The organism is Psychroflexus halocasei (assembly GCF_900107595.1).
Taxonomy (GTDB): Bacteria; Bacteroidota; Bacteroidia; order Flavobacteriales; family Flavobacteriaceae; genus Psychroflexus; species Psychroflexus halocasei.
In genome coordinates this window covers 56,785-70,049 of sequence record NZ_FNQF01000006.1, presented here as the reverse complement: position 1 = coordinate 70,049, position 13,265 = coordinate 56,785, and the positions used below count along the sequence as shown (strand labels likewise).

Here is a 13,265-nt window from a genome sequence, read left to right as displayed (position 1 = left end):
ATTTTTCTAAGCAGAACAGCTTAGAAACAAAATTTAAAAGCGTGAACAAGGAATTAATTATAAGATCAAGTTCCGGCGCTGTAGATTTTGCCTTGCTTAAAGAGGGAAGATTAATCGAACTGCACAAAGAGTCTAGTGACAATAATATTGCAGTTGGTGACATTTACCTCGCCAAAGTCAGAAAAGCACTTTCTGGCCTCAATGCCGCATTCGTCAATGTTGGCTATGAAAAAGATGGATTTTTACACTACCATGATTTAGGTCCACAAATCAAAACATTACTTAAATTTGTTAAGAAAGCAAGCTCGCCAAAATTTAAAGATTACACCTTCAAAAATTTTAACTTTGAAGAAGATATTGACAAAGATGGTGTGATTACAGATGTACTGAATCCAAATCAATCTGTACTCGTACAAGTTGTTAAAGAACCAATTTCAAGCAAAGGTCCTCGCCTTAGTAGTGAACTCTCATTAGCAGGTCGCTATATTGTACTGGTTCCTTTCTCAGATAGAGTTTCTATCTCACAAAAGATAGAAGATAAAGAAGAGAAAAACAGACTTAAACGTCTTGTTAAAAGCATTAAACCGAAAGGCTTTAGCGTTATTATTCGTACAGTAGCCGAAGGTAAAAAAGTTGCCGATATTGATAAAGATTTACAGAATCTACTCAATCGCTGGCAAAGCATGTGTAAAAAAATACAACGTGTACAACCTCCTAATAAAGTTCTTGGCGAACTCAATAAAGCATCATCAATGTTAAGAGATCTGTTTAACGACTCATTTACTTCTATTGTTGTTGATGATGAAAGCTTATACTCACAAATTAAAGATTACGTTGGTGAAATATCACCAGAGAAAGAATCAATCGTTTCTCATTACAACTCTAAAGTACCTGTTTACGAAAAATATAATGTTGAAAGACAGATTAAAACCTCTTTTGGAGAAACTGTCACAATGAAAAAAGGTGCTTATCTCGTTATAGAGCATACAGAGGCTATGCACGTTATTGACGTGAATAGTGGTAATAGAAGCAACAAGGCAAAAAATCAAGCAGATACAGCTTTAGAAGTTAACCTCATTAGTGCTACCGAAATCGCACGCCAACTCAGGCTACGTGATATGGGAGGTATTATTGTTGTTGACTTTATTGACATGATCAATGCAGAACATCGTAAAAAACTTTACGATCATTTAAGAGCTGAAATGAGTGATGATAGAGCTAAACACAAAATCTTACCGCCTAGTAAATTTGGATTAATCCAAATTACCAGACAGCGTGTCAGACCAGAACTCGCGATTAAAACGCGTGAAAAAAATCCGAATAGAGACGGAGAAGTTGAAGCGCCTATCGTTATCATCAATAAAATAAATACAGATTTACAAAAGATAATTGCTAAAGGTTACAAAAAAGTAACTCTAACAGCACATCCTTTCGTTGCGGCATACCTTGTTAAAGGAACGCCATCAATGCGAACAAAATGGTTTCTTGATTTCAAAAAATGGATCAAAATACAACCACGTGATGCACATCAATATTTAGAGTATCACTTTGTCGATAAGGATGGAAATCCTATTAAATACTAAATAAAAGCCCATTTGCTATATGCAACTGGGCTTTTTTTATGCCCAAAAAAGAAAAAACTTATCTTTGAGAATTCTATGAAGAAAGAACAATCTTTAACCGTTGATGAAGCACTTGCCAAAGCAATGCAATATTGTGCTTACCAAGATCGCTGCCACCAAGAAGTCGAGAAAAAACTCGATCAGTTAGGCATGTATGAGACGGCAAAAGCACACATTATTAATGAGTTGATTAAACATGATTTTTTAAATGAAGAACGTTTTTCTCAAAGTTTTGCAAGAGGAAAATTTCGAATAAAAAAATGGGGACGTCTCAGAATTACACGTGAACTTAAATTCAGAAAAATTTCACATTTTAATATCAAAACGGCCTTAAAAGAAATCAACGATCAAGACTATATTGCAACACTTAATCAACTTGCAGAACAGAAATACAAGCAACTCAATCAAGATTGTTCACGAAAAAGTCGTCAGAAAATATATCAATACCTTGCCTATCGCGGTTATGAAAACACATTAATTTACGAAACAATCAACAGGCTTTGTCAAGCTTCATGAGCCCGAATAAGCTCATGAAATAAGAAAAATTTAGTGATAAGAAAGCTAAAAAAATCTGCCCTGACAATATTTTAATATCTTTACCGATTATTATTATACTAACAAAACGCTGAGGCATAACGCCAAAAAGCTCTAAATATATAAACATATGGGATGTAGCAGTTGTGCTAGCAAAAGTGATGGTTTGCCCAAAGGATGCAAGAGTAATGGAAATTGTGGAGTAGATTCTTGCAATAAATTGACAGTTTTTGACTGGTTATCAGATGTAGAACTTCCAGCAGGTTCTGAACCTTTTGACGCTGTTGAAGTTCGCTTTAAAAACGGACGTAAAGAGTTTTTTAGAAATACAGATAAACTCACATTATCAATTGGCGATATCGTCGCTACAGAAACATCACCAGGTCACGATATTGGCATTGTCACGCTTACAGGAGAACTTGTAAAAGTGCAAATGCGTAAGAAAAAAGAAGATCCTTACAAGCCTGATTTAGCAAAAATATACAGAAAAGCTAACCAAAAAGATATAGATATCTGGCAAAAAGCCAGAGAAAGAGAGGACGCAGTTAAGGTGCGTGCAAGAGAAATTGCCATCAGACTTAACCTTAAAATGAAAATTAGTGACGTTGAATTTCAAGGTGATGCATCAAAAGCTATTTTTTATTACACTGCCGAAGACAGAGTTGATTTTAGACAGCTGATCAAGGAGTTTGCTTACGAATTTAAGATTCGAATTGAAATGAAGCAAATTGGCTTTAGACAAGAAGCTGCAAGACTTGGCGGTATCGGTTCTTGTGGCCGCGAGCTATGTTGCTCAACTTGGTTAACTGATTTTAGAACAGTTAAAACAGCAGCTGCGCGTTACCAACAGTTATCTTTAAATCCATTGAAATTAGCTGGGCAATGTGGAAAATTAAAGTGCTGTTTAAATTATGAATTAGATTCATATTTAGATGCTTTAAAAGATTTCCCAAGACAAGACAAAAAATTAGTCACTAAAAAAGGAGAAGCAGTTTGCCAGAAAATAGATATTTTCAAATTCAAATTATGGTACGCTTATGAAGGCGAGTATAACAACTGGATTGAAATAGACACCAAAGCTGTTCAGGAAATTATTAAAGCTGAGAAAGAGGGTAAACCCGTCGCAAGCTTGGAAGAATTTGTTGATGATACGCCAGAAATATCGACAAATTTCGAAAATTCAGTTGATCAAGATAGTTTAACACGTTTTGATAAGCCTAAACGCAGACCAAAGAAAAGATCAAATAAGAAAAAACCAGCTTCTCAAAAATCAAGAGGTCAAAAAAACCAAAAGAAATCGAATCCGCAAAAGTCAAATAAAGACAATAAAAGCCAAGGTTCACGTCACAGAAAACCTAAAAAACAAAACAAACCTAAGTCAAATAATGAAAAGCAATAGATTTTTATTCGCATCTATTTTAATGATGATTTTCATATTTAACGCATGCCAATCAAATGATACTTTTTATTCAAAGGTCAAATCTTATGATGATGGATGGCCAACTGAACAAACTGCTGAATTTGAAGTTGAGGTTTCTGATACAGTCAATCATTATGATTTGTTTTTTAACATCAGAAATAATCAAGACTATAAATTCAGTAATTTATTTGTCATCGCAGATATCAATTTCCCTAATGGAAAAGTTATCGTCGATACACTTGAGTACGAGATGGCTTACCCTAATGGAGAGTTTATGGGAGAAGGTTTTAGCAGTATCAAATCAAGTAAATTGTGGTATAAACAAAATGTGAAATTCACAGAAATTGGTGAATACAAAATTAATATCAAGCAAGCCATGCGTGCTTTTGGAGAAGTTAAAGGACTCGAAAATTTAAAAGGAATTACCGATGTGGGTTTAAGCATCGAAAAACACAAGCAAGAAAATGACAGATAAAAAAAATAATAATTTCAAAAAATACATCTTGTGGTTCTGGGCTATTTTTACTGCTGGAATTCTGTGTGTTGTCTTCGTCTTTCTTTTTGCAGGTTGGGGCTTTTTTGGTGAAATGCCAACCTTTGAAGAATTAGAAAATCCTGAAACTAACTTAGCTACTGAAGTTCTTTCAGCAGATGGAAAAACATTAGGTAAATATTACGAAGAAAACAGAACGCCAGTTAAGTATGAAGATATCCCTCCTCACTTGATTCAAGCGTTAATTGCAACTGAAGATGAGCGATTTTACTCTCACTCAGGTATTGATGCTAAAGGAACTCTAAGAGCCGTCGCTTACCTAGGAACAAAAGGTGGCGCAAGCACAATTACCCAGCAATTAGCAAAGTTGCTTTTCTCTGATGTAACAAATAAAAACAAATTTGAACGTGGTGTTCAGAAAATAAAAGAATGGGTTATCGCTGTTAGGCTTGAAGAGCAATACACCAAAGAGGAAATTATCACGATGTACCTCAACAAATTTGATTTCTTATATCAAGCTGTTGGGGTGAGATCTGCAGCGCGAATTTATTTCAGCAAAGAACCACAAGAGTTGACAGTTGAGGAGTCGGCTGTGTTGGTCGCAATGCTCAAAAATCCGATATCTCATAATCCGCTTCGCGAAACCTTCAAAGAAAATGCTTTAAATAGAAGAAATACCGTTTTTGGGCAAATGGAAAAAAACGGCTTTATCACTGAAAAAGAAAGAGATTCTTTACGTCAGTTAGAGCTTGTTACTGATTATTCACCAGAGCAACATGATGATGGTATCGCAACTTATTTCAGAGAGCACGTCCGTGATTTCTTAAAAAATTGGATCAATGATGAAGAAAATTTTAAGCCAGATGACACGAAGTATAATATTTACAGTGATGGTTTAAAAATATACACAACCATTGATTACCGCATGCAAGAATATGCTGAAATAGCTGTTGATAGACATTTAGAAAAACTTCAAAAAGAATTTAATAGACAGAATAAAAACAATAAGACATCACCCTTTAGAAGCGTTAATAAAGAAGAAATCAAACGCATTATCAATAGAGGAATCAAAAATTCACCTCGTTACAAAGAGATGAAAAAGAAAGATTTCAACGAGGAAGAAATACTTGCAAGCTTTGATAAAAAGCGTGAAATGAAAGTTTTCTCATGGGAAGGCGCTATCGATACTTTGATGACACCAAGAGATTCCATTCGTTATTATAAATCATTCCTTAACGCTGGGATGATGTCAATGCGCCCACAAACCGGTGCTGTAAAAGCTTGGGTTGGCGGTATTAATTACAAATACTTTAAATACGAACACGTTAAGCAAGCGCGCCGACAAGTTGGGTCAACATTTAAACCATTTGTTTATGCAACAGCCATTGATCAACTTCATTATTCGCCATGCTTAGAAATGCCAAATACAAAATACACCATTCCAAAAGGAAGACATGGCGTAACAAAAGATTGGACACCAAGAAATGCAGGTAATGAATATGGAGGAGTCAAGACTTTAAAACGAGCTTTAGCTGAGTCAATCAACACAATTACAGCAAGAATGATTGACAGAACTGGACCTGAAAATGTCATCAGTTTATTAAATAAACTCGGTATTGATACCCGAAATATTGACCCTGTAGCCGCAATTGCTTTAGGTTCTGCTGATATTTCAGTTTACGAAATGGTTTCTGCTTACAGTACTTTTGCTAACAAAGGTGTTTACGTTGAGCCTTTTTTAATAGAAAGAATAGAAGATAAAAACGGGACTATACTTTATCAACACACACCTGAAACACGTGATGTCCTTAATGAAGAATCAGCTTATGTTACTGTCAACTTACTTGAAGGTGTGACGCGTTTTGGTTCTGGACGTCGTTTACGTTCAAATTTCGATTATATTAAAAAGTTACCGCACTATCAACGTGCAGTCACTGGTTATCCTTACGATTTTAAAAATGCGATTGCAGGAAAAACAGGAACAACACAAAACCAAAGTGATGGTTGGTTTATCGGGATGGTTCCTGACTTAGCAACTGGCGTTTGGGTTGGTGGTGAAGATAGATCAGTTCGTTTCCCGACAATTACTTATGGTCAAGGTGCAACAATGGCTTTGCCAATTTGGGGAATGTACATGAAATCTTTGTATAAAGATGAAGACATTATTGTCTCTGATGATGATTTTGAAAAACCTGATAACCTCAGCATCAAAATTGATTGCGATGATCTTGAAAAAGAAGATGAAGAAGGAGAAGAAAATGAATTTGAAGAAGTCAAGATTGATTTTTAAATACACAAAAGCCGAGATTCAAATTTGATCTCGGCTTTTTAGTTTAAGTACTTTATAATTCAATCAAGCCTCAAAATTATCCTGAATTTCTTTTGCTAACTTTTTAAATTCCTCTTCAAAAAGTGAGACTTTTTTATCAAACCTCGTGTCTTCCATTTTGTGTAAAGGAATTAAATGGACATGGACGTGTGGCACTTCAAGTCCAATGACTGACATGCCGATGCGCTTGCATTCAACCGTTTTGCGTAAAGCCAAAGCGACTTTTCTAGAGAATGTCATCAACGCATTGTAAGTGTCTTCATCAAGGTCAAAAATTTTATCAACTTCTTTTTTGGGAATACAAAGTGTGTGACCTTTTGTATTAGGATTGATGTCTAAAAAGGCTAAAAAATCATCATTTTCAGCAACTTTATAGGCTGGTAAATCTCCGTTTATAATCTTTGTGAAAATTGACATATTATTTTTCTTTATTTTGTTGTTCAAGTTCTGCTTGAAATTCTTCTAAAACTGGTTTGACGGTGCTTTCTGGTAAATCTGATATTCTGATATACATTAAGCCATCTACTGAGTTATTAAACATCGGATCGACGTTAAAAGCGACAACTTTTGCATTTTGTTTGATGTATTTCTTAATCAAAACGGGTAAGCGTAAATTGTCTGGTTCAATTTCATCAATAATTTTATCAAACTTGTTCAAGTTAGCTTTTGTCGCATCGAAAACAAAATCTTTGTCCGCATCTTTTAGCTTAACTTTAAACTCTTTCTTAGGTCGAATAAATTGCGCAACATAAGGATCGTAATAATTTGATTTCATAAACTCAATCATCATTGATTTTGAGAAGTTTGAAAATTTATTACTAATACTCACGCCTCCTATTAAATATTTATGATCAGGAAAGCGCAATGTACAATGCACTATACCACGCCAAAGCAAAAACAAAGGCATTGGTTTTTGCTGATAATCTTTAATGATGTAAGCGCGTCCCATTTCAATAGACTCGCTCATTAATTTGTAAAGCTCAGGCTCAAAACGAAATAATTCATTTAAGTAAAAACCATCAATTCCGTGATTTTTATAAATTTCTTTCCCAAAACCCATGCGATAAGCACCTGCAATACGCTCTGCTTTATTATCCCACAAAAACATGTGATGATAATATTCATCATATTTATCGAGATCAATAGATTTGTTTGTCCCTTCACCTACTGACCTAAAAGTGATTTCTCTTTGACGCCCAATTTCTCTAATGATATTCGGGATGTGATCCGTTCTTGAAAGAAAAACTTCATAATTATTGCTTTGTAATAAACGGTCACTTTTATTTCTACATTTTTCTATTTCTTCTAAAATACAGTCTTTGCCGACTTCCTCAATAATATTTTGTGGAGCTCTCGGAAGCTTGATCTGAGTTGGGATTTGACTAATTAATTTCTTTTTCTCAAAAGCATTCGCGAGCATATATGTTTTGCGACGCATGTAATTTGTGAAATCTTCTAGATCTTCATATTCTTGATAATCTTTGGGCGAAATAGGATTGCCAATACGCACGTTAATCGGTCTGTTTTTAGGACGAGACAACATTTCGCTTGGTAATTTGGCAGTTCGTAAATTAGGATTGATTTTCGCTAATTTATAAAAGACAGGACTGTTTTTAGCGTGGAAATATACAGGAACAACAGGTACATTTGCCCTTTGTATAAGTTTCATTGCCTCTGGCATCCAAGGTTTATCAACTATTTTTTTATCTTCTTTAAAAGTAGAAACTTCACCTGCTGGGAAAACACCAAATGGCTTGCCTTCTTTGATGTGTTTTAGGGCTTCACGCAGACCTGAAACACTTGATTTTACGTCCTTCCTATCTTCAAAAGGGTTAACAGGCATGACGTAAGGCTTTAAAGGATCTAGTTTTTGTAATAAAAAATTTGCTACAACTTTATAATCTGGTCTTTGTTCAAGCATTATTTTAAGCAAAATAAGGCCATCAATCGCACCAAGCGGATGGTTTGAAACCGTGATAAAAGGGCCTTCTTTTGGAATTCTTTTAAAATCTTTTTCTGGAATGTGAAATTCTGCTCCAACTTCTAACAGTATAGCATCAATAAACTCAACACCATCAAGCTCACGGTATTTATCATAAATATCGTTAAGCTTATTGAGTTTTGTAAGTTGTAAAACGACATTGCCAAGCACTTGACCGAAATAACCGAATCGGTTAAAATTTAATGCTTCTGAAATATCCTTTGAACTGATGATTGCCATAGAGTGTAAATTGCAATTTGTAAAGATAAAACTTTATTTTTTTGTATATTTCTATAAGTGACTGAAAAGTAATTATTCAAATTTGACTCTTTGAATGAGCAAATTAAGAAGTCATCTAAAAATGACTTTAATCATGTAACTTACTAATTTATTATCAGAAATTTACATTAATAATCTTAACAACATAACCATGGAAGCAACAGACAAAATCTCCAAAATAATGACAGATAATTTAATTAAATTAAATGTCAATGACAGCTTAAGCAAAGCTGAATCGCTCTTTAAGAAAAACAAAATCAGACATATCCCTGTTGTTAAAAACGACAAAATTATCGGGATGTTGAGTTACACTGATTTGATGCGCATCTCTTTTGCTGATGCCACTGATGATGACGGCCAAGAGATTGAAACAACGGTTTACGAAATGTTCACTTTAGAACAAGTAATGACCAAAAATGTTGAAGTTGTGACTGAACACACGACAATAAAAGAAGCTGCTGAAATATTTGCCAAAAAAGAATTTCACGCACTTCCTGTCATTAAATATGATAAAATTGTTGGAATAGTAACCACAACGGACATCATCAAATATTTACTTGAACAATATTAAAAAACCTCAATCGCCTGAAATATGGCGATTGACTTTTTATGCTTCAAGAGCTTGCTTTAAATCCGCGATCAAGTCTTCCTCATCTTCAATGCCAACGCTTAATCTGATTAAGGAATCGACAACACCCGTTTTTTCACGCTCTTCTTTTGGTATGGACGCATGCGTCATACTTGCGGGATGACCAGCTAAAGACTCAACGCCTCCAAGAGATTCAGCTAAAGTGAAGACTTTTAAATTCTCTACAAACTGAACTGCATCACTTTGTTTATTTCCTTTTGTGGTAAATGAAACCATGCCACCAAAATCTTTCATTTGTTTTTTAGCAATATCATAGTTTGGGTGAGTTTCAAAACCTGGCCAATAAACTTTGTCAACTTTTGGATGCTGAGCTAAATATTCTGCCACAGCGCGACCATTTTCGCAATGACGTTGCATTCTGACGTGAAGTGTTTTTAAACCTCTCAACACCAAAAAACTATCCATTGGTCCTGCAATTCCGCCACTTGAGTTTTGTATAAAGTAAAGCTTTTCGGCAAGTTCATCATCTTTTACAGCCAAAGTTCCCATCACAACATCACTGTGACCGCCAAGGTATTTTGTAGCGCTATGCATCACGATATCTGCACCCAAATCAAGAGGTTGTTGTAAATAAGCTGTAGCAAAAGTATTATCGACAACGAGCTTGAGATTATGCTTTTTTGAAATTTGAGCAACACTTTCAATATCGATAATATTCATCATCGGATTAGTCGGTGTTTCTGTCCAAATCATTTTTGTATTTGTGTTGATATAACTTTCAATCTCATCGGGATTTGACATACCAATAAAGTGAAACTTGATACCAAAATTTTTAAAAATGCTATTAAAAAGACGGTAAGTTCCGCCGTATAAATCGTTGGTAGATATAACCTCATCACCTGGTTTTAATAGCTTCATCACGGCATCGATCGCTGCTAAACCTGAGCCAAAAGCCAGACCATGTTTTCCATTTTCAAGAGAAGCAATGGCTTTTTCTAAAGCTGTCCGCGTTGGGTTGGCGCTTCGTGAATATTCATAACCCTGATGCTCACCAGGAGATCTTTGTTTATATGTTGAGGTTTGATAAATCGGTGGCATTACTGAACCATAAGCAGGATCAATATCTTCTTGACCACCATGAATTGTTTTCGTATTAAATTTCATGTTCTTAATTTTCATCAAATTAAGAAATCAAAAATATCTCAATTCATATTTTGCTTTAATTCTGTTTCGTTTAACAGAATATTAAAAATAAGAAACACCTTTCTCTTTAAGCTCAGCTTTCTGTTTCTCAAAAGTCACAGGTTCTAAAGCTTTTGTAGCTTGTTCAATCACATTCACTTTAAAGCCTTCATCTAAAGCATCTTTAATGGTAAAATAAACGCAAATATCTCCTGCCAAACCACAAACATCGAATTCGCTCACGCCTTTCTCTTTGAGATAACCTGCCAAACCTGTTGATTTTTCATGCATATTATCATAAAAACCGCTGTAACTATCAAGTTCAGGATTTGTTCCTTTTCTGAAAATTGTTTCTATATAGCTTTGTTTTAAATCAGGATGAAAAGCAGCACCTTCAGTATTTTGAACACAGTGATTTGGCCATAAAGTTTGCTTGCTTCCTTTAAAATCAATGCTATCAAAAGGATTTTTATCAACATGATTAGAAGCAAAACTCATATGGTTTTCAGGATGCCAATCAACAGTAGCGACAACTAAATCATAGTTTTGAATAATTTTATTGATTTCGCTGACAATTTGATCTCCTTCTTTCACTTCAAGCGAACCGCCTGGCATAAAATCATTTTGAACATCGACCAATACAAGTGTTTTCATCATTTATTTCTTTAAAGTTTCTCTTAATTTTTCTCTGGTTTCTAAAAGTTCAGTTGAAACACCAATTTTATAAATATGCGGATTTGAAAATCGTTTATATTCTTCAGGAAGTTCATTTAAACGCTCGGCTGCGTAAGCCTTAATTTTAGCTAAAGATTTTTTCTTTTCATAACGTTTTCCGTCCTTCATCACAGTTTTTAAAAGCGGTTCAAGAATGTGGCTATGATAAGTCGTAGATTTTGTCAAATCAAACGGGTGATGCATTTTTTCGATATTTGTTTCATCAACTTGTGTGATAATATCGGCACCTAGCATTTCATTTTTCTGATTTCGAATGCGGTAAACTTGTTTTTCACTTGGTAAAGTTGATTTTGCAACATTTTCGGATAACTTGATGCGTGGTTTTCCATCAGCAAAAGCTAATTTATAAACGCCATCAAGCGCTGCATCTGGATTTCCGATCACTAAATTGGTACCGACGCCATAGACATCAATTGAAGCATTTTGATCTTTTAAACTCTTAATCACATGTTCATCCAACTGATTTGAAGCTGCGATTTTCACATAGCTCAATCCTTCTTGATCTAGCATTTTGCGACATCTTTTAGAGAGATAAGATAAATCTCCGCTATCTAAACGAATGGCTTTTAACTTGTGTCCCTTTGCTTCTAATTCTTTAGCGATTTTTATAGCATTAGGCAAACCACTTCTCAAAGTATCATAAGTATCTATCAGTAACACACAATTATCAGGATGCACCTCAGCAAAATCACGGAAAGCATCAAGCTCATTTTCATAAGATTGTATAAAAGCATGCGCCATTGTTCCTGAGACGGGAATGCCAAAATCTGTTGCAGCTTTCACATTACTCGTTGCATCAAAGCCACCAATGTAGGCAGCTCGACTGGCATAATAAGCACCAGTAGCTTGTGCACGTCTCATTCCGAAATCGATTAAAGTATCATGCGGAGCTGCTAACCTGATACGACTTGCTTTTGTTGCTATTAAAGTTTGAAAATTTAAAATATTAAGCACAAGTGTTTCTATTATTTGTGCTTCAATAATTGTTGCTTTCACTTGTAAAACTGGTCGTGTTGGGAAAATGAGATCACCTTCCTGAACACTTTTTATTTCACCATTAAACTGAAAATCAGATAAATAATTGATGAAATCTTTATGGAAACCTTGTTTTTCTAAAAACTGAAGTTCTTCAGGTGTAAATTTAAAATCTTCTAAAATATCGATCAAAACTTCAAGGCCAGAAAAGATAGCATAACCACTATGGAAAGGGAGTTTTCTAAAAAAATAATCAAAAACAGATTGATCTTCATGGTTTTGATTTAAAAAATAGACTTGTGCCATTGTGAGCTGGTAAAAGTCGGTGTAAGATGCTGTTATTTTCTGCATTAGATATCTGTGTTAAGAATGTAAAAATAAAAGATTTATAAAGATATAAACAGAGTTTAAATGAAATTTAGGGATCACTTCAACAATATCTCAACTAGGAAGTCTTATCTTAGGTTTTCATCTTATAAAACATATATTTTGAATTACAAATTTAAGAATGCCGACATAGAGCTACATCATACAGGCTCAATTTATGACGAAAAACAAAAAGCTTTGATAATTCCTAACTTCGAATTTTATCAATCTTCAATTTCTGAAGATAAACGCTTAGCTGATTTTGGTAAACTCAAAATAATAATTCAATTAGAAGCTTGTATTAAAAATTATAAACCCAAACAAATTATATTTCTTGGTGGATTAAGATTTCACATCAACGAAGCGCTTGAAAATCTCAAAGAGTTTAAAAGCAAATTTGAAAAGGCGCATTTCTTTTACATCTCATCTGAAGAAAATGCGTTCTTAGAAGATTTTAAACATATTGGTATAGAGTGTTTAAGTGAATTGAATTTTAAAGATTTTAAAGTCACCTATCGCCATGATAAATCTGACGAAACAGTTATTTTTTCGGCTGATAATTTCATCGAAATTAATCAAGAAAATTTGCCTTGCTTCTGTGAAACCAAAACAGGTTTCAGCTTACCTACTTTTGCAACTAATAATGTATCAAATAAGATTGAAGCAAAGGATTATCAATCTGTTTTTGCCATTAAAAATGACCAAATATTAAGCGATCATTAATCATTTATTAAATTAAGTCTTTATTAAAGCGAAGATT

At 34.3% G+C, this 13,265-nt stretch carries 12 protein-coding genes; 7 read left to right on the top strand and 5 right to left on the bottom strand.

What is annotated here, in order from left to right:
* Window positions 1–41: 41 nt before the first annotated feature.
* The 5 genes from BLV84_RS08585 (at window position 42) to BLV84_RS08565 (ending at window position 6,359) form a co-directional block, all read left to right on the top strand.
* Window positions 42–1,583, top strand: coding sequence for an Rne/Rng family ribonuclease (locus tag BLV84_RS08585; protein WP_093244367.1), 1,542 nt, complete (start codon window positions 42–44; stop codon window positions 1,581–1,583).
* Between the two features lie 75 nt (window positions 1,584–1,658).
* Window positions 1,659–2,138 carry a regulatory protein RecX gene (locus BLV84_RS08580; protein WP_093244262.1) on the top strand — a complete coding sequence of 160 codons (480 nt, stop codon included), beginning with the start codon at window positions 1,659–1,661 and terminating at the stop codon, window positions 2,136–2,138.
* 148 nt (window positions 2,139–2,286) lie between these two features.
* Window positions 2,287–3,555: a PSP1 domain-containing protein gene (locus tag BLV84_RS08575; protein ID WP_093244261.1), complete on the top strand. Its 1,269-nt coding sequence runs from the start codon at window positions 2,287–2,289 to the stop codon at window positions 3,553–3,555.
* Entirely contained in the window at window positions 3,542–4,051 is a 510-nt protein-coding gene (locus BLV84_RS08570) for a gliding motility lipoprotein GldH (protein ID WP_093244260.1), read from the top strand. The genes BLV84_RS08575 and BLV84_RS08570 overlap by 14 nt, the downstream gene beginning before the upstream one ends.
* Window positions 4,041–6,359, top strand: a complete 2,319-nt coding sequence (locus BLV84_RS08565) for a penicillin-binding protein 1A (RefSeq protein ID WP_093244259.1) — start codon at window positions 4,041–4,043, stop codon at window positions 6,357–6,359. The genes BLV84_RS08570 and BLV84_RS08565 overlap by 11 nt, the downstream gene beginning before the upstream one ends.
* Window positions 6,360–6,422: 63 nt before the next feature.
* Here the strand turns inward: BLV84_RS08565 and BLV84_RS08560 are convergent, their stop codons facing one another.
* Both BLV84_RS08560 and BLV84_RS08555 read right to left on the bottom strand, forming a co-directional pair.
* Window positions 6,423–6,815: an HIT family protein gene (locus BLV84_RS08560; protein ID WP_093244366.1), complete on the bottom strand. Its 393-nt coding sequence runs from the start codon at window positions 6,813–6,815 to the stop codon at window positions 6,423–6,425.
* 1 nt (window position 6,816) lies between these two features.
* On the bottom strand, window positions 6,817–8,619 hold the full coding sequence (locus BLV84_RS08555) for a GNAT family N-acyltransferase (RefSeq protein ID WP_093244258.1): 1,803 nt from the start codon (window positions 8,617–8,619) through the stop codon (window positions 6,817–6,819).
* Window positions 8,620–8,809: 190 nt separating this feature from the next.
* On the opposite strand from BLV84_RS08555, the gene BLV84_RS08550 reads away from it, so the two are divergent.
* The gene (locus BLV84_RS08550) at window positions 8,810–9,229 is read left to right on the top strand and encodes a CBS domain-containing protein (RefSeq protein WP_093244257.1); all 420 of its coding nucleotides are present in this window, start codon (window positions 8,810–8,812) and stop codon (window positions 9,227–9,229) included.
* Between the two features lie 36 nt (window positions 9,230–9,265).
* On the opposite strand, the gene BLV84_RS08545 is transcribed toward BLV84_RS08550, so the two are convergent.
* The 3 genes from BLV84_RS08545 to BLV84_RS08535 form a co-directional block, all read right to left on the bottom strand.
* Window positions 9,266–10,411 (bottom strand): cystathionine gamma-synthase, encoded by a 1,146-nt coding sequence (locus BLV84_RS08545; RefSeq protein ID WP_093244365.1) that lies wholly within the window; start codon window positions 10,409–10,411, stop codon window positions 9,266–9,268.
* Between the two features lie 81 nt (window positions 10,412–10,492).
* A complete protein-coding gene (gene pncA / locus BLV84_RS08540) occupies window positions 10,493–11,083 on the bottom strand; it encodes a bifunctional nicotinamidase/pyrazinamidase (protein ID WP_093244364.1) in 591 nt (196 codons plus the stop codon).
* A gap of 3 nt (window positions 11,084–11,086) precedes the next feature.
* Entirely contained in the window at window positions 11,087–12,490 is a 1,404-nt protein-coding gene (locus tag BLV84_RS08535) for a nicotinate phosphoribosyltransferase (protein WP_093244256.1), read from the bottom strand.
* 138 nt (window positions 12,491–12,628) lie between these two features.
* Here BLV84_RS08535 and BLV84_RS08530 point away from each other — a divergent pair, with 138 nt between their 5' ends.
* The gene (locus BLV84_RS08530; RefSeq protein WP_093244255.1) at window positions 12,629–13,228 is read left to right on the top strand and encodes a hypothetical protein; all 600 of its coding nucleotides are present in this window, start codon (window positions 12,629–12,631) and stop codon (window positions 13,226–13,228) included.
* Window positions 13,229–13,265 lie beyond the last annotated feature (37 nt).

Coding starts and splice junctions, on each gene's coding strand:
- BLV84_RS08580 (WP_093244262.1), top strand. CDS start 1,659: ATGAAGAAAGAACAATCTTTAACCGTTGATGAAGCACTTGCCAAAGCA.
- BLV84_RS08575 (WP_093244261.1), top strand. CDS start 2,287: ATGGGATGTAGCAGTTGTGCTAGCAAAAGTGATGGTTTGCCCAAAGGA.
- BLV84_RS08570 (WP_093244260.1), top strand. CDS start 3,542: ATGAAAAGCAATAGATTTTTATTCGCATCTATTTTAATGATGATTTTC.
- BLV84_RS08565 (WP_093244259.1), top strand. CDS start 4,041: ATGACAGATAAAAAAAATAATAATTTCAAAAAATACATCTTGTGGTTC.
- BLV84_RS08560 (WP_093244366.1), bottom strand. CDS start 6,815: ATGTCAATTTTCACAAAGATTATAAACGGAGATTTACCAGCCTATAAA.
- BLV84_RS08555 (WP_093244258.1), bottom strand. CDS start 8,619: ATGGCAATCATCAGTTCAAAGGATATTTCAGAAGCATTAAATTTTAAC.
- BLV84_RS08550 (WP_093244257.1), top strand. CDS start 8,810: ATGGAAGCAACAGACAAAATCTCCAAAATAATGACAGATAATTTAATT.
- BLV84_RS08545 (WP_093244365.1), bottom strand. CDS start 10,411: ATGAAATTTAATACGAAAACAATTCATGGTGGTCAAGAAGATATTGAT.
- pncA (WP_093244364.1), bottom strand. CDS start 11,083: ATGAAAACACTTGTATTGGTCGATGTTCAAAATGATTTTATGCCAGGC.
- BLV84_RS08535 (WP_093244256.1), bottom strand. CDS start 12,490: ATGCAGAAAATAACAGCATCTTACACCGACTTTTACCAGCTCACAATG.